This window comes from Streptomyces sp. H27-H1, from assembly GCF_026627445.1.
GTDB lineage: Bacteria > Actinomycetota > Actinomycetes > Streptomycetales > Streptomycetaceae > Streptomyces.
The window spans coordinates 132,925-149,427 of sequence record NZ_JAPNLJ010000019.1; the positions used below are offsets into that span (position 1 = coordinate 132,925).

Consider the following 16,503-nt stretch of genomic DNA (forward strand, 5'->3'; position numbering starts at 1 on the left):
ACCGTCCAGAGCACAAGGAGCGTTCTTCCATGACTACCCAGTTCACTGATTTCAAGGTCGCGGACCTCTCCCTCGCCGTCTTCGGGCGCAAGGAGATCACCCTGGCCGAGCACGAGATGCCGGGTCTGATGTCGATCCGCCGGGAGTACGCGGCCACCCAGCCGCTGGCCGGCGCCCGGATCACCGGCTCGCTGCACATGACCGTGCAGACCGCCGTTCTCATCGAGACCCTCGTCGCCCTCGGCGCCCAGGTCCGCTGGGTCTCCTGCAACATCTACTCCACCCAGGATCACGCGGCCGCGGCCATCGCCGCCGCAGGCATTCCCGTCTTCGCCTGGAAGGGCGAGACGCTGGAGGAGTACTGGTGGTGCACCGAGCAGGCACTGACCTGGCCCGACGCCGCCGGCCCCAACATGATCCTGGACGACGGCGGCGATGCCACCCTCCTGGTCCACAAGGGCGTCGAGTACGAGAAGGCCGGAAAGGTCCCCGACCCCTCGACCGCCGAGAACCACGAGATGTCCCTCGTCCTGGAACTCCTGCACCGCACCACCCTGAAGTGGAGCGCCCTGGCCGCGGAGATCCGCGGCGTCAGCGAGGAGACCACCACCGGCGTCCACCGTCTCTACGAGATGATGGCCGAAGGCACCCTGCTGTTCCCGGCGATCAATGTGAACGATGCCGTCACCAAGTCGAAGTTCGACAACAAGTACGGCTGCCGTCACTCCCTCATCGATGGCATCAACCGCGCCACCGATGTCCTGATCGGCGGCAAGGTCGCGGTGGTCTGCGGTTACGGCGACGTCGGCAAGGGTTCCGCGGAGTCCCTGCGTGGCCAGGGTGCGCGTGTGATCATCACTGAGATCGACCCGATCTGCGCGCTCCAGGCGGCGATGGACGGCTACCAGGTCGCGACGCTGGACGATGTCGTGGAGATCGCCGACATCTTCATCACGACCACGGGCAACAAGGACATCATCATGGCCGCGGACATGGCCAAGATGAAGCACCAGGCGATCGTGGGCAACATCGGCCACTTCGACAACGAGATCGACATGGCCGGTCTGGCGAAGATCGAGGGCATCGTCAAGGACGAGGTCAAGCCCCAGGTCCACACCTGGAAGTTCCCCGACGGCAAGGTCCTCATCGTGCTGTCCGAGGGTCGTCTGCTGAACCTGGGCAACGCGACGGGTCACCCGTCCTTCGTGATGTCGAACTCCTTCGCGGATCAGACGCTGGCCCAGATCGAGCTCTTCACCAAGCCGGAGGAGTACCCCACCGGGGTCTACGTGCTTCCCAAGCACCTGGACGAGAAGGTGGCGCGCCTGCACCTCGACGCCCTCGGCGTCCGCCTCACCACCCTCCGCCAGGAGCAGGCCGACTACATCGGCGTGGACGTGGACGGCCCCTACAAGACCGACCACTACCGCTACTGATCCCCATGACCGTTCTCGACGAGATACGTGATCCCTGGCTCCCGGACCGGCTGTTGCGGACCGAACGCGACGCGCTGATGCCGCTCCTGCGCCGGACCCCTCCGGAGGCGTACGCGCAACGCACGGCCTGCCCGGGCTGGACGGCCCGGCAGGTACTCGCCCACTGCGCGGCGGCGCTGGTGCGGATCGTCGAAGGGCGTCTGGAAGAGGGCGTGTTCCTCCCGGAGGCCAATGCGGCGGACGTCGCCGAGCGCGAGGACTGGCCGTTGCCCCGGATCCTTGACGAGTTGGAGCGGGGCCTCACCGAAGCCGGCCGGGAGATCGCCGCGGGCGACGGCACGCTGGACGCGGTGGCGCTGGGGGAGTGGGTCCACGCGGGCGATGTCCGCGATGCGTTCGGGGAGCCGGGGGCCTACGGCGGGGACAGCCTGACGCTTGCCCTGCCCTTGCTCCGAATCACCAGCCGCAAACGGGAGACGCCTCGGCTGGTCGCACAAGTAGCCGGGCTCGAAGGTCTGTTGAGTTTCGGAAACGAGGTTCAGGGTCGGCCCGCAGCCCGCTTCCACGGCGACGCGGCAACGCTGGTCCGCATCTACTCGGGCCGCTCGCTGGTCGCCACCCGCTACGAACTCACGGGTGCGACGGAGCGGGAACTGCTCATCTACCGATGACGAGTCCAGGCCCGGCCCGTTCGCTGCGGATCGGACCGGATGCGGATCTCAGTCGATCTTGACGACCTGGAAGGCTTCCGCCATCCGCCCCGCCGGCAGCCCCGCTGACCTCGCGTGTTCCCCCAGCCAGTCCCGTAGCAGGCCTGCCAAGTCGTCGAAGTGGGCCGTCTGCGAGGTGTGGATCCGCAGGGCCTCGACCTTGCGGTCGAAGACGGGGGTGACGTCGATGTACTGGTTCGGCGTGGGGCCGGTCATCAGCCACAGCTCCGGCACGATCCAGGGCTCCAGCCCCTCCTCCTTGAGGAGGGAGGGGTGCGCGAAGGGATTGCGGGCCTCGGGGTAGACCGCACGCAGGGCGGCGTCGCCGACCGCGCGATGGTCCGGGTGCAGGTCGGCCACGCGAGCCCAGTTGATCTCCGGACTGGGGATGACGGCGCGTTGGGGGCGGACCTGTCGGATCACCCGGCACAAGTCGCGGCGCAACTCCACGCTCGGTTCGACGAAGCTGTCGGGATAGCCGAGGAAGCGGACGTCCTCGACGCCGCTCCGCTTGGCCGAGTGCACCTGTTCGGCTCGCCGGAGGTCCCCCATCGCCTGGCGGGGGAGTTGTTCGTCGTACCCGCCGGCGCCGCCGTCGGTGACGATGCAGTACGTGACCCGGGTCGTGCCCTGGGCGATCCACCGCATCACCGTGCCGCTTACACAGAACTCGATGTCGTCCGGGTGTGCGGCCACCACCAGCAGGGATTCCGGGGCGCTGCGGTCTATCGAATCGGTCGCGAAGTGCTCCATGGGTTCAGCCTGTTGTGCCTGGTGGCGGCTTGCAAGGCAACTCCTCTGGCGTACTTGCGACATGACACTTCTACGCCATCCAAAAATTTGGTAGCTTCAAATAATTGATTTAACCGCGTGAACGTGGAATCCGGAGGCACCGGCATGTGCAGGATTTTCGGCTCCTTCTCGGCCGGCGCGGCGCGACCCGACCCGGACGAACTCGCGGCGGTCTCCGCCAGGCAGCGGCACGGCGGTCCCGACGAGCACGACGTGCTCAGCGGCCCCGGGTGGTCGCTCGGGTGCGACCGGCTCGCCGTGACCGACCTCCGCGGCGGCCGGCAGCCCTACCGGCTGCCCCACCTGCCCGGGATCACCGCCGTCCTCAACGGTGAGATCTACAACCACCAGGCCCTCCGGCGCGAGCTCGCCCACCGGGGCCACCGCTTCCCCGACGTGTGCGACGGCACCTTGCTGCCCGCGCTCTACGCCGAGTACGGTCCGGCCTTCGCCGAGAGGCTCGACGGGATGTTCGCCGTCGCCGTACTCGACTTGCGGGCGAGCCCCCGGCTCGTCCTCGCCGTCGACCCCATGGGGATGAAGCCCCTCCACTACCACCGGGGCGCGGACGGCTCCTTCCGCTTCGCTTCGGAGATCCCCGCACTCCTTGCTTTCGAAGGGGTCGAGATCGCCCCTCGCGCAGACACCCTCGACACCGTCCTCGCCACCCGGACCCCCTTCTCCACACAGACCGCCCTGGAAGGCATCAGCGTCATGCCCCCGGGCGCGACCGCTGTGGTCGGCCCGGGGCGGGAACCGGCTGTACGGCGACGCCCCACGGCGCCCGCCGCACCCTCGGAGGCGGGCTTCGACACCGAGGACGTACTGCGCCGCGAAGTGCGACGCCTCGCGCGAGCGGACGTACCGGTCTGCGCCCTCACGAGCGGCGGCCTCGATTCCGGCCTGGTGACCGCGCTGGCCGCGGAATACGCGCGGGAGCACGACGCGCCCGCCCTGCACACCTTCCACCTCACCTACCAGGGCAAATGGCCGGGCTCCGAGCACACCCACGCCCGTGCCGTCGCCCGGCAGGCCCGCACGGTCCACCACGAAGTGGCGCTGGACCCGCGCGAACTGTGGTCGCTGCTGACCCGGGCCACCCGGCACCTGGGGCAGCCGAACGCAGACCCCATCGCCCTGAGCACCTACGCCCTCTTCCGGGCCGTCCGGCAGGCCGGTTTCACCGTCGCCCTCACCGGGGACGGCGCCGACGAGCTCTTCGGCGGCTATGCCCGGCTGCGTGACGCCCTCCAGGCCCCGCCGGGCGCCGACTGGGCCGCCTCCTACACCGACGCGCTGTCCGCGGCGCCCAGAATGCTCCGCGACCACCTCTACACACCCTCGTACCGGGCCCACATAGCCGACGAGGGATCTGCCGCCGATCGGATCGAGCGGGAACTGCGCTCCGCGCGCACGGACCGGCTCACCGCGATCACCTCGTTCGAGACCCGCTGGCGGCTGCCCGCCTACCACCTCCGCCGAGTCGACCACCTGAGCATGGCGTGGGCGGTCGAAGCCCGGATGCCGTTCTGCCAGCCCTCCGTCGCCGCGCACGCCCGCGGACTCCCCGAACACGCTCGACGGGGCAAGCGGGCGTTGTACGAGGCCGGCCGCGAGCTGCTGCCCACCAGCGTGCTGAACCGGCCCAAGCAGCCCTTCACCCTGCCGGTGACCGCGATGCTCAGCCCCGGCAGCCCGCTCCTCGGACCCGTCCGGGAACTCCTGGCCCCGGAGCGGCTCGCACGAGGCGGGCAGGTCAGGCCCGACCGCGTACAGCGCCTCCTCGCCCGGCAACTGGAGCGCCCGTCGGACCAGGACGCGCTCGCCCTGTGGGCGCTGGCGACCCACGAACTGTGGACCGACGTCGTCCGGGGGATGCGCATCCCGGTCGGATGCGCCGCGTGAGCGGAGCGATCGTCTCATGATCGCGACCGTCGTGCGGGCGGCGGGAGCTCCTGGCCCCACCTTGGTGGTGAATCTGTCCGAACTGCCCCTCGGAGCACTGGCGTTACGGGCAGAACTCCGCGCCCTACGGGAGAGCTTGGCGAGGTCTGGCCACGACCACCTCGCCAAGATCGCCCTCTACGGGCCCTCGGGCGCCCCCGGCACGGACCTGGACTACCGCTTCGTCCAGGCCATGCCCGACGGCAGTTTCGACTTCCGTACCGGGTGCGGCCACTCCCTGCTCGCCTGCGTGGCCGCCGCAGGGATGCCGGGTTCCGTCACGGTGCGAACCGTCACGACCGGCGACCAGGTCCTATGCGTACCGGAGCAGCCGCGCGCAGCGGCCGCCGACACGTACACGCTGCACTTCTTACGGGCGCCGGGCGCAAGGGGCGTGCTGCCCACCGGCCGGCCCCTCGACCGGCTCGACGGCGTTCCGGTCTCGCTCGTGCGGTACGGGAACCCCTACGTCTTCGTGGACGCCCGCCACCTGGGGATCGGCTCCCGGGACGAGCTCTTCGCCGCCGGGGAGACGGTGCTGCGCCGGCTCCTGGCCCTGCGCGCCCGCGCCGCCCGGGCGCTGGGGTACGCGCCGCACTCCGCCCTGCCCAAGATCGCTGCCGTCGACCACTCCGCGGCGGCCACCGCCGTGCGCGCCGTAACCGTCGACGGCTGGCATCCTTCGCTCGCGCTCACCGGTGCCACCGCCCTCGCCGCGGCAGCCGCGCTCCCCGGTACGGTCGTGCGTCCGCTCGGCGGAGTTGTCCAGACGCCCGGCGGACCGGCCACCGTATCCTCCACGTCCGACCGGGTCAGCGTGCACCACAAGCGCGCCACCATTGTGCGGCAGCTCGAGCTGCCGTGGCGTATCCACGCAACGGCGTGAATGCGCAACCCCCTCACGGGACTTCCCGCTTCCTCCCTCTGTCACGCTGATGTGGACCGCCTGTCCTGATTGCCGGACGGGCATCGTGAATTCGACTGCATTCGCATCCCAGTGAGGGAGACCGAGCGAAGAATGAAATTCGAAAATCTGCGCGTCGTCGTGACCGGCGCATCGCGTCATTTCGGCCGGGCACTCGCCATCGGATTCGCCCACCTGGGAGCCGAGGTCTACGTGTCGGCCCGGACCGTGGAGGTGGCCGAGCGCACCCGAGCCGAGGTCATGGGATCCGCACGCGACCGCATCCACGCCTTCGGGTGCGACCTGAGCCGGCCGGCGGAGATAAGGGAGTTCGCCCGCCGGGTCGGCGAACACACCGACCGGGTGGACCTGCTGGTCAACAACGGTGCCCGATGGCTGGACGCCGTGGACCTGGAGGACGCGTCGGACGACGAGATCGTGGAGACGATCGAGTCCACGGCCGGCGGGACGGTCCTGATGGTCAAGCACTTCCTGCCGCTGCTGCGGTCCTCCCAGCGCCCCGACATCGTCAACATGGTCGCCGTACGGGACGCCGGCGGATCCTCCGCGGCCGCGGCACACGAGGCGTTCTGGGCGGCCAAGAGCGCGCAGGCCGGATTCGCCGACATCCTTGCGCGCCGATTGAGCCCTTCGGGCGTCCGGGTGTTCTCGCTCTATCCCCCGGACTTCTCCACGTCCGACCCGCGATTCGCCGAGTGGGAGGGCATCACGGTGGACGACGCGATGCGCGACGAGAAACTCACGACCCAGGCCCTCTTCGAATGCATCGTCTACGCCGTCGAGCAGCCGCGCGACTGCTTCATCCGCTCCTTCCATTTCGAGCCTCGCTGAGCATTTCGCACCACAGCGTCAAGGAGGTCCCATGAGCACCCCTTTCTGGATCACCGCGACCCCGCCCGCCAGCCACGGCGAACTCCACATCGGTCATCTCGCGGGACCGTACGTCGCGGCCGATGTCCTGGCCCGCTACCTGCGCGCCGAGGGCGAACCGGTCCTGTTCACCACCGGAACCGCCGACCACGCCAGCTCCGTCCACGTACGGGCACTGCGGACGGGTCGCAAACCCGAAGAGGTCGCCGAGGGCTACCGGGCCGCGATCACCGCGGACTGGCTGCGCTCGGGCATCGAGTTCGATCACATCGTGCGGCCGCGCCAGGACCGGGGCTACGGCCGCTGGGTCGCCGACCTCTTCCGGCGGCTCCACGCGGACGGGGTCATCGCGGCCCGTACGAGGCCGCTCCCGTACTGCGAACCGTGCGACCGCTGGCTGCACGGCGCGCACGTCACCGGGTCCTGCCCGCACTGCACGGCCGTCAGCGAAGGCGGGATGTGCCACGAGTGCGCGCGCCCCAACGACGGCGCGGACCTGGGGGAGCCCCGCTGCGCCGTGTGCGCCACCCCGGCAGTGCTGCGGCGCTGCCGTCGCCTCTACATCCCGCTGGAACCCTTCCGCGAGACGCTCGCCGACTACTGGGCCGCCACCGAACTGCCGCCCAGCCTCGCCGCACTGTGCGCCTCGCTGGCCGAGGACGGGCTGGCGGACCTCGCGGTGTCGCATCCGGCGCAGTGGGGGACGAGCGTCCCGGTGGAGGGTTTCCCCGAGCAGCGGATCGACGGCTGCTTCGAGGCGGCCGCGATGCACCTGTTCGGGTACGGCGACGACCGGCCGCTGCCCGAACGCACCCTCCACTTCTGCGGGTTCGGCCATGCCTTCTGCCACGCCGTCCTGCTGCCGGTCCTCCTCCTGTCCCAGGGCATCAAACTTCCGCAGGACTTCCGGGTGAACGAGTCGCTCGTCATCGAGGACCGGACCATCGTCTCCGGCTCCGACCACCAGGTGTGGGCGCTGGACCTCCTCACCGAATACGGCTCCGACACACTGCGCCGGTACGTCCTGCAGGCTCGCCCGCTGGGCCGACGGACGGTGTTCCGCACCGAACGGCTCGAGGCCGCCAGAACGGAGCTGGACGAGAACTGGAACAGCTGGCTGACCCGGATGTTCGCGGCGGTACGGGCGCACAGCGCGGGCCTGGCTCCGGCGGCCCTGCCGGGCGGCGCCGGCTGGGAGGTCCTGGAACGGCGGCTGCTGCGGACGGTGGAGGACCTGCGCGAGACGTACGGCCCCGACACCTTCGACCCCCGCCGATCGGTCGCCCTGCTCGACGAAGCCGTCCGCTTGGTGTCCGACTTCGGCCACGTCAACGCACACGAGAGGGGCCGGCCCACAGCGGATTGCCGCCACCTTCCGGCCCTGTCCGCCCAACTGGCGGTGGCCTGCGCCCTGAGCGCCTGGGCCATGCCCGTGATGCCGGAAGGCGCGGAGCGTCTCGCGTCGGCGCTCAGGGCGGCGCCCGGTCGCCCCGTATCCGGGGCGGCGCTCGCCCCGCCCCCGCCCGGCAGCCGGCTGGCCCCACCGTCAGGGCCGGTCTTCGGCTTCTGACCGGTTCACCCCGGAGGGCCCCGGCACACGACGGCCCGACGGCAAACGGCAAGAACCCCCTTCGCCGCGTGGTGCGTCGGCCGGCCACGCGGCGGCGCAGGGCACGTGGCCCGTTCCAGTAGGAGCTCCACGTGTCCCTGCGCGTCGCCATGCTCAGTGTCCACACCTCCCCGCTCCACCAGCCCGGCACCGGGGACGCGGGAGGCATGAACGTCTACATGGTCCAGCTCTCCCGCGCCCTCGCGGAACAGGGTGTCGAGGTGGACCTCTTCACCCGCTGTCGGGGTGAGGGCGGTCCGTCCCTGGTGGTCCTCGCCCCGGGCGTACGGGTCCGCCACCTGAACGCGGGGCCGCGCGCCGCCCTTCCCAAGGAGGACATGCCGGGCCTGGTGGTGCCCTTCTCGCTGGCACTGCTGAAGGAGCGGCGGCGCTACGACCTCATCCACTCCCACTACTGGCTCTCCGGCCAGGCCGGCCGCATCGCCGCCGCGGGCTGGGGGATACCGCTCGTCCACACCGCGCACACCCTCGCCCGGGTGAAGAACGCGGCCCTCGCCGATGGTGACACCCCGGAACCCGAGCTGAGGATCCGCGGCGAGCAGCAGGTCACAGCCTCCGCGGACCGGCTGATAGCCAATACGGCCGACGAGGCGGGGGCGTTGCGGGATCTGTACGGGGCTTCGGCGCCGCGCGTGGACGTGGTCCGGCCGGGCGTCGATCTGGACACCTTCCACCCCGGTGACGGAAAGGCGGCCGCGCGGGCGCGCCTCGGATTGCCCACCCGTGCCTTCATCCCCCTGTACGCGGGCCGCATCCAGCCGCTCAAAGGCCCGGACGTGCTCGTGGGGGCGGTCGCCGAACTCCTGAGGACCGCCCCGGCGCTGCGCGGCCGTCTGGTCGTTCCGGTGGTCGGGGGGCATTCGGGCGCCGGCCCCAGCAGTGGGATCCCGGACCTGGCACGGGAGTTGGGGGTTGCGGACGTCCTGCGGTGCTTGCCGCCCGTGCCGCAGCAGGAGCTGGCGGACTGGTACCGGGCGGCGGACGTCCTGGTGATGCCTTCGCGCAGCGAGTCCTTCGGGCTGGTCGCGTTGGAGGCACAGGCGTGCGGAACACCGGTCCTGGCCGCGGCCGTCGGCGGATTGCCGACAGCGGTGTGGGACGGGGTGACCGGGGTGCTGGTTCCCGGCCACGATCCAGTGGATTACGCCTGCGGGCTCCGGTGGTTCGCGGAGCACCCGGAGGCCGCTGAGAGCATGGGTGAGGCGGCGGTGCGCCATGCGCGGGGCTTGAGTTGGCGGGCAGCGGCGGCGCGGACGCTGGAGGTGTACCGAGGCGCTCTGCGAGCGGAACAGCCTGGCGGAAACGCAAATGAGGCAGGAGCGACGGCACGCTCCTGCCTCTCCGGCGTTCCCCTCCTGGAGGGTCGGGAAGGCCGGAATACCAGCCTAACATCTCTTTTGGTCTGACCAAAGAACTGGAACTGTAACATCTTTATGAACTCTCGTGGGATTGTGCCGCGTTGGTGCTTCCTTGTCTCATCCACGCCATGGCGTTTCCACGCATGGAGGAACGCTGGATTCAGCCTGGAGGCGCGACAAGAATGGAGATGTCTTCGAGGGGGCCCGGCGGCACGGGACCCGTGAAGGCGGAAATCGCATTCCACATTCCTGGAGGAATCATGTCTGCTGTTCACGCCACCGGAATTCGCAAGACTGCCGGCCAGTTCGCCCTCGCCCTCCTGTTCTGTACCGCGGTCGCGGGCGGAGCGGCGGTAGTCGCGTCCTCGTCGGCGACCGCAGCGCAGCACTCGGTGGCCGACGGTGTCGACCTCCTCGGTTCTTCCCCGTCCCCGACTCCGACCTCGTCGAACGGCAACGGCTGGGACTCCGCCAAGCCGGTTCTGGCAGCGGCGGACGGCAGCGGCACGCCGTCCCCGTCGCCGTCCTCGTCGAACGGCAACGGCTGGGACTCCGCCACGCCCGTCCCGGCTCCGGCGGCTCCGCGCGACTGACGCCGACGGATCCGGCCCCGTGAACACCGCTCCAGGTGGACGCGGGGCTTTTCGGTCGCGGGTCCGAAAATCCCGCATCGGTATTTCGCCATTGCGGGGAGGAAGCGGACCGGAATCAGTCGAGCCAGCCGAGTCGATAAGCGCGCACGCCGGCTTCGAAGCGGCTCGACGCTCCGAGCTCCTGCATCAACTCGGACAGCATGCGGCTCACCGTCCTCAGCGAGACCCCCAGGCTCCGGGCGATCTTTTCGTCCTTCATTCCGGAAGCCAGCATTTTCAGAGCGGCGCGCTGTTGTTCCGACAGTCCGTCCCCGCCGCGTTCGGCCGCGAGGTCGTCGCCGTACGGAGTCGCCGTGTGCCAACAGTGTTCGTACAGTGCCAGGTACGAGCGGACGAGAGCTGGGCCGCGGGCCAGGATCGCGCCGGCGGCTCGATCGTCCGGATGGGCGGGGAGGACGGCGAACTGCTGGTCCGCGATGATCATGTTCATGGGGACCGCGGGGGACAGCCGGATCTCGACGCCCACCTCGACGCGGCGGCGCAGCATCTCGGCCGCCTCCGGGGAGGCGGTGATGCGCTGGTGGTAGATGGCGCGGATGCGCACGCCGTTCTCGATCTGCCTCAGGTCCCGGTTGAGCACACGGTCCGCAACCTCTCGCACCAGGGCGGTCACGTGCATGGAAGCGAGGTTGTGCTGAATGACATCGGTGATGTCCTCCAGCACCTGCTGGATCCTGCGGTAGTCGCTGAGGAGCTCCACCTCGACCTCGGAGCCGTTCAGGGAACCGGGCCGGAGGAACTTCTCCACGAGTGCTTCGAGCGTGCTGTAAGCGCGGTCGGACTCGTCCAAGTGCTCCCGCAAACGCTCCCGCTCCTGTTGCAGCATGCGCAGCAGGGCTATCTCGGGATCGACCACGGCGACCGTGTCCGGTCCGGACTCCCAGGTGCCCGACTTGAGATCGGCACGCGTGGCGTGGGTCGTGCTCGTGGGCACGATGAGGCCGAGGGCGATCAGTTCCGCTCGTCGCCGTGCGTGCTCTTCCGGCGGTAACTTCAGCTCGGCGAAAAGCTCGTCGAGATTGGACACCCCGCGCTGACGCAGTTCCTGGTAAAGCGAAAGAACCCTGTTGGTCGACTGGATAGCGTTCCTGTCGTCGCCCGCCGACATCGCGAAGTCACCCCCCGATCATCTGAATGCCCGCCACACTTTGTCACACGCCAGGAAGAGAGCTCCCGGCCCCGAAGTCGCCTGTGGTGTACCTCACATGGGGTCTGCCGATGTGCCGCTCTTCGCGTCCAGCCAGCCCAGACGTGCTGCCTTGACCCCCGCCTCGAAGCGGCTCGCGGCTCCCAACTCCTGCATGACTTCGGAGAGAAGTCGACTCGCGGTGCGCAGCGACACCCCCAGGTTGCGGGCGATCTCCTCGTCCTTCACGCCTGAGGCGAGCATGTGCAGGGCGACTACTTGCTGTTCGGACAGTCCGGCACCGCCTCGGTCGGCCGGCGAGTCCTCCCCGTAGGGCGTCGCGCACTGCCAGCAGTATTCGTACAGCGCCAGGTACGAGCCGACCAATGCGGCTCCCCGCGCGACGATGGTTCCCGCGGCCGGATCGTGCAGGTCGGTGGGGAGCAGGGCGAAATTCTCGTCCGCGAGCAGCATGTTCATCGGGACGACGGGGGAGGTCCTTATCTCCACTCCCAGTTCGGCTCGTGCGCGCAGGTGCTGGGCCATGTCCGGCACGGAACCCGCGCGGCGACCGTACATGGCGCGCACCCGTACACCGCGCGCCAGTTGCCGTCGATCCTCATCGAGGGTGTGCTCGCTCTCCTCGCGGCCGACGGCGCCCGTGTGCATGGTCTGACGGTCGTGTGCCACGGACTCGGAGATCGCGGCCCGTTCCAGGCGGACCCGGTCGAGGCCGGTCACGATCTCGACTCCGACCTCGCGCCTGGGGGTGGCGCCGGCGCGCAGGATGGGCCCGGCCAGGACGTCGAGAGTGTCGTGGAAGCGGGCGGTCTCCGTCAGCCGGTTCTGCAGGCGTTCCCGTTCGGCCCGAAGGAGCCCGAGCAACGCGATGCCCGGTTCCACGGCGCCGTGGCCGTCCTTGGATCCGGGGTGTCCCAGCAGGCCGAGCGTCGAGAGCTCGGACAGGCAGCGCTCGCGCTCTTCCGTCGACAGGCCGAGGAAGGCGGCGGCCTTGTCGGTTCCGGACTCCGGGTGCTCGCGAAGCTCGAGGTAGAGCGCGAGGGTCTGGTCACCCGCTCGCGAACCGATCCCGTACCTGCTCAGAGCGCAGCACCCCCTCCGGTCTCAGGCTCAATCACCCACCGCACGCAGGCAGTCGGGGCACAAGCCCTTGAACACTACATCCGCTTCGCCCATCTGCCACTCATCGAGACCCGCACCGATCGCTTTCGGTGTCTCGGTCCGTACGTTCTCCACCCGGCCGCAGCGCACGCAGAGGGCGTGCTGGTGAGGCGTGCCGGAGACCTCGAAGACGGCCGGCAGCCCGGGTCGGTCGAACTTCGTGGCCAGGCCCGTTTCGAGGAAGTGGCGAAGCATCTCGTAGACGGCCTGGCTGGTCAGGGTGCCGAGCCGCTCGCGGGCGGTCGCGGTGATGGTCTCGACGTCCATGTGGCCACCCGCTGCCAGTACCTGGAGCACCTCCAGGCGGGGCCCCGTGACCCGCAGCCCCACGTCACGGAGGCGCTGGATCACCGCATCGCGGCCCGTTGACTCCTGCATGACAGCCACTCCTCCGCCACCCTCCGTCAGCAGGCGTCCATCACCTGGTCGACCCAAAGGTTTGAGGGCATCGTACCTCTTGCCCGCCTGGCTGGGAGGTCGTGGACGGAGGTTGCCGCCGAGGGTCAGGCGCGCGCCCTGCAGACGAGGAGCACGCTTTCCGTCCGGTCGTCGATGCGGTGGCGCCGGCGGTCCTCGACGCGGAGCCCGGCCGCATCCAGCTCGTCAGTGAGCCGTTGCGGATCGATGACCCACTTGTCGGTGGTCAGGACGACTCGCTCGGAACTGGACTTCCCCGTCCGGGCCGCGTAGTAGGTGATGCGCTCGCTCATGTCCGTCAGGTCGAAGATCTGGCGCGCCACCACCCACTCCTGGACCCCGTCGAAGCGGGGCACTTGGAACACCCAGGTGCGGTGCGGATCCTCCGACAGCCCTCGCAGGTGGTGCGCCGTGTAGTCGAGGGCGAGCGCGCCGCCGGGATCCAGGTGCGATGCGATCTCGTGCAGCAGCCCGGGGCGGACCCGCGGGGAGACGGCGGAGATCATGGTCCCGGCCAGCAGCGCGAGCCGGTACGTACGCCGCAGGCGCAGCTCCGCGAGATCGGCGCACGTGGGAATCACGAGCCGCGACACCTGCGGCCCGATCCGCCGGCCCCACGTCTGCAGCCGTTCCAGGCTCGAAGCGTCCCGGTCGACGGCCTCGACGAGGAAGCCGTGGCGAGCGAACGGCACGGCGAGCCGGCCCGCCCCCGACCCGAGGTCGAGGACCGGTCCACCGGTGCTCCGGGCCAAGCTCAGGTAGCGGACGATGTCGGCACTGTGGGGGCCGAGCAGCGCATCGTGCAGCCACACCGAGTCGTCGCCGACGGGGGCGGTGGATTCGAGGCCGGGCAGGTGGTCCGAAGCGGCGCGGATGCCGGTTCCCGCCGCCCCGCCCGTTCCCGCGTACGCGAACGGCCGGACCGGCGCGAGCGCAGCGGGCACGACGGGCAGGGAAGTGCCGCTCGGTGTGTGCATCGCTCCTCCAGGGGCTCGTCCGGTCCAGCAGTCACGGCGGGACTCCGTGCCGCCGGTACCGCGCCGTTGAGGAAATCCTGTCCTGTGGGGCGGGGGGCGGACCAGCGCAAAGGGCTGCGTGAACACGCGATGGCGTGGATCTGCCACGGCCCGTCCGGGGCGAGGCGGGGAGGGCGGGCGCCTCGATAGCAGTCCGGATGGCGCGGCAGGTCGGAGTATGCGGCAGTCCGGATGGCGCGGCAGGTCGGAGCGTGCGGAAGGTCAGAGCGTGCGGCCGAGCCGAACCGGCGTGACGCGGGCGAAATCGTGGTGCGTGAAGAACGGCAGTGCCGGGTCCTGCTCGACGGGAAGGCCGATGCGCTGGGAGGTGGCGCCGTACGCGACCATCCGCAGGGTGACCGCCGCCAGCAAGGCCGTTCCGATACCGCTCCGGCGTCGGCCGAGGGCGGTGCACAGGGCGTAGATCTCACCTTGGGCCGGCACCGCCACGCCACCTGACGCGACACCGTGGATGACGCCGTCCGGGCCGGCGGCGACCAGCCAGCCCAGCCAGCCCGGCGCCCCGCCGGGCATTTCTATTTCAGCTCTTAGCCGGGGGAGGGCGCACTGGTCGGAAACCAGTCGTTCGGTGCTGGGCCGGCCGAGTATTTCGCTGTAGCTGTCGCGAATCCCCTCGGCGAGAAGTCGGGAAATTGATGCCGCGTCATGGGATGCTGCCGTCCGGACTTGAGTCAGCAGCATATTTCCCCACCTCGCCGTTCTCGGTCATGCGCTCGCACCGGCTCACAATAGCCGGGAATTCGAGAGATGGAAGCCGATGCCAAATCTACGAATTCGCTTAGTAATTGGGGTGGCTGGAGCCGGCTGCCCACTAACCCGGCACGGAACAACAGGCAAGGACGAGGGGGGTGATGGCGGCCGCTGTCGCCGTGAGCGCGAGCACACCACGCAGGGCGGGGTGTCCCGCATGGTTCGGGGTGAGGATGCGGTGCATCCGCAAAGCTGCCGAGGGGCCGCTTGCCGCGAACGCCCCGCGCGGGGAACGTCCGACCGCCAAGGTGTAGAGAGCCGTGGCGAGTTCCTCCGGTGAACTGGTGCGCAGCGCCCGGTCGTCCGCCGCCATCTCCAGAAGCAGGGGTACGGACTCGCCGCCGAGGCGGGCCAGTGGCAGTCGGGAGAACACGGTCGCGTATGCCCTGGCGGCCGCGACGAGCAAATGATGACGGCCCGAGATATGAGCCCGCTCATGCCTCAGGGCGGCGGCCAGTTGGGCCTCCGACAGGGCGTTCACCGCGCCCGACGAGACCACCACCCGGCGTGACCGCCCGGGAAGGCAGTAGATCGCCGGGCGTTCGTCGTCCAGGACGGTCGCGCCCAGCCCCGTGTCGTACCGGCCGGCCAGCCGCAGTACTCCCGCATGTCGGGCCCGGGCCCGGCGTGCCCGCAGGACCTCGAGCAGGAAGCCGGTGACGGGCAGCGCCAGGACGGCGAGGGCGGCGGCCACGGCGGCGTACTCGAGGCCGGCCGCATGCTCCAGCCGATCGAGGGAGGGGAGCGTCAGGGTCAGGGTCATGTCGACGAGCCGGTGGCTGATCCTGCCGGGGAGCAGCAGTTGCGCCGGGATCAGTGCCGCCGCGAGCGCGAAGACCGCGCCGCACACCGTCCACGCGGCGAGCGCCAGCCGCGGGACCTGCTGGGCCCAGCGGGCGCGGACCAGCGTCCAGGGCACCAACGCGCCGGTGGCGAGGGCGAGTCCGAGGGGCGGCAGGACGTGATGGTTCACCGCTTGCTCCGGGGGGCGTCTTCCGGACGGCCGCGTCGGGCGGCGCGCAGTACGGCGTCCAGGGTTTCCACGTCCTCGTGGGACATGCGTTCCACGAAGTGAAGGAGGGCGGCTTCGCGGTTCTGGCTGTCGCCGAGGGCGTCCTGCATGAGGCCCGCCGTGTACTCCTCGCGACTGCGGACCGCCTCGTAGAGCCACGCCCGGCCGGCCTTTTCGCGACGCAGCCAGCCCTTGCGGTGAAGGATGTCGGCCACTGTCATGACGGTCGTGTAGGCGACCTGACGCCCCCGGTTTATATCGTCGACGATCTCGCGGACGGTGGTGGGCCGTTGCCACAACCACACCCGGTCCATGATCTCGGCTTCCAGCTCTCCCAGCCGGCGCACGCGCGTCCCCCTCGCCCCTCGACCCTCGCGAGCGGCTCATCGTACGGGCCGCCACCGCCGGACAGGCATACCCGTGGTGGGTATTGTGGCGTGAACTCGTAAGCCGTGCCGAGAGCCGCCCCGGAGCGAGGATCTCCTCGCTCCGGGGCGGCTGTTCGCGAGCCCGGCAAGATCCGAAAGAGACGGCCTAGAAGGCTGATGAAGATCTTGTTGAGGGGCTGTCCGGCCGCAGGCCGGGCAGCCCCTCGTGGTCATGTGCCGGCTGGGGCGAGGTGCCAAGTGCCGTTCGTGTGGGTGAGCCCGAGGTTGATCAG

16 protein-coding genes are annotated in these 16,503 nt (G+C 70.0%); 8 read left to right on the plus strand and 8 right to left on the minus strand.

Annotated features, from left to right (window positions below; genetic code table 11):
• The first annotated feature begins 29 nt into the window (after positions 1-29).
• On the plus strand, positions 30-1,436 hold the full coding sequence (gene ahcY / locus OTB20_RS21970) for an adenosylhomocysteinase (RefSeq protein WP_267819874.1): 1,407 nt from the start codon (positions 30-32) through the stop codon (positions 1,434-1,436).
• 5 nt (positions 1,437-1,441) lie between these two features.
• A complete protein-coding gene (locus tag OTB20_RS21975) occupies positions 1,442-2,107 on the plus strand; it encodes a maleylpyruvate isomerase family mycothiol-dependent enzyme (protein ID WP_267819875.1) in 666 nt (221 codons plus the stop codon).
• A gap of 48 nt (positions 2,108-2,155) precedes the next feature.
• On the opposite strand, the gene OTB20_RS21980 is transcribed toward OTB20_RS21975, so the two are convergent.
• On the minus strand, positions 2,156-2,899 hold the full coding sequence (locus OTB20_RS21980) for a PIG-L deacetylase family protein (protein ID WP_267819876.1): 744 nt from the start codon (positions 2,897-2,899) through the stop codon (positions 2,156-2,158).
• Positions 2,900-3,016: 117 nt separating this feature from the next.
• On the opposite strand from OTB20_RS21980, the gene asnB reads away from it, so the two are divergent.
• The 6 genes from asnB (at position 3,017) to OTB20_RS22010 (ending at position 10,258) form a co-directional block, all read left to right on the plus strand.
• On the plus strand, positions 3,017-4,843 hold the full coding sequence (gene asnB / locus OTB20_RS21985; RefSeq protein ID WP_267819877.1) for an asparagine synthase (glutamine-hydrolyzing): 1,827 nt from the start codon (positions 3,017-3,019) through the stop codon (positions 4,841-4,843).
• A 16-nt stretch (positions 4,844-4,859) separates the two neighbouring features.
• Positions 4,860-5,768, plus strand: a complete 909-nt coding sequence (locus tag OTB20_RS21990; protein WP_267819878.1) for a PrpF domain-containing protein — start codon at positions 4,860-4,862, stop codon at positions 5,766-5,768.
• Between the two features lie 132 nt (positions 5,769-5,900).
• Positions 5,901-6,638, plus strand: a complete 738-nt coding sequence (locus tag OTB20_RS21995; protein ID WP_267819879.1) for an SDR family oxidoreductase — start codon at positions 5,901-5,903, stop codon at positions 6,636-6,638.
• Positions 6,622-8,247 carry a class I tRNA ligase family protein gene (locus tag OTB20_RS22000; protein ID WP_267819905.1) on the plus strand — a complete coding sequence of 542 codons (1,626 nt, stop codon included), beginning with the start codon at positions 6,622-6,624 and terminating at the stop codon, positions 8,245-8,247. The genes OTB20_RS21995 and OTB20_RS22000 overlap by 17 nt, the downstream gene beginning before the upstream one ends.
• 149 nt (positions 8,248-8,396) lie before the next feature.
• A complete protein-coding gene (gene mshA, locus OTB20_RS22005) occupies positions 8,397-9,713 on the plus strand; it encodes a D-inositol-3-phosphate glycosyltransferase (protein ID WP_267819907.1) in 1,317 nt (438 codons plus the stop codon).
• Between the two features lie 212 nt (positions 9,714-9,925).
• Positions 9,926-10,258 carry a hypothetical protein gene (locus OTB20_RS22010; protein ID WP_267819880.1) on the plus strand — a complete coding sequence of 111 codons (333 nt, stop codon included), beginning with the start codon at positions 9,926-9,928 and terminating at the stop codon, positions 10,256-10,258.
• Positions 10,259-10,373: 115 nt separating this feature from the next.
• Here OTB20_RS22010 and OTB20_RS22015 read toward each other — a convergent pair whose 3' ends face one another.
• The 7 genes from OTB20_RS22015 to OTB20_RS22045 all read right to left on the minus strand — a co-directional run bounded on the left by OTB20_RS22015 (position 10,374) and on the right by OTB20_RS22045 (position 16,189).
• On the minus strand, positions 10,374-11,426 hold the full coding sequence (locus OTB20_RS22015) for a helix-turn-helix transcriptional regulator (RefSeq protein ID WP_267819881.1): 1,053 nt from the start codon (positions 11,424-11,426) through the stop codon (positions 10,374-10,376).
• Between the two features lie 93 nt (positions 11,427-11,519).
• Entirely contained in the window at positions 11,520-12,347 is an 828-nt protein-coding gene (locus tag OTB20_RS22020; protein ID WP_267819882.1) for a helix-turn-helix transcriptional regulator, read from the minus strand.
• A 228-nt stretch (positions 12,348-12,575) separates the two neighbouring features.
• On the minus strand, positions 12,576-13,004 hold the full coding sequence (locus OTB20_RS22025) for a Fur family transcriptional regulator (protein ID WP_267819883.1): 429 nt from the start codon (positions 13,002-13,004) through the stop codon (positions 12,576-12,578).
• A 125-nt stretch (positions 13,005-13,129) separates the two neighbouring features.
• Positions 13,130-14,020 (minus strand): class I SAM-dependent methyltransferase, encoded by an 891-nt coding sequence (locus OTB20_RS22030; protein WP_267819884.1) that lies wholly within the window; start codon positions 14,018-14,020, stop codon positions 13,130-13,132.
• Positions 14,021-14,281: 261 nt separating this feature from the next.
• Positions 14,282-14,761: a GNAT family N-acetyltransferase gene (locus OTB20_RS22035; protein ID WP_267819885.1), complete on the minus strand. Its 480-nt coding sequence runs from the start codon at positions 14,759-14,761 to the stop codon at positions 14,282-14,284.
• A gap of 130 nt (positions 14,762-14,891) precedes the next feature.
• The gene (locus OTB20_RS22040; protein WP_267819886.1) at positions 14,892-15,803 is read right to left on the minus strand and encodes a M56 family metallopeptidase; all 912 of its coding nucleotides are present in this window, start codon (positions 15,801-15,803) and stop codon (positions 14,892-14,894) included.
• Positions 15,800-16,189: a BlaI/MecI/CopY family transcriptional regulator gene (locus OTB20_RS22045; protein WP_267819887.1), complete on the minus strand. Its 390-nt coding sequence runs from the start codon at positions 16,187-16,189 to the stop codon at positions 15,800-15,802. The genes OTB20_RS22040 and OTB20_RS22045 overlap by 4 nt, the downstream gene beginning before the upstream one ends.
• Between the last annotated feature and the right edge of the window lie 314 nt (positions 16,190-16,503).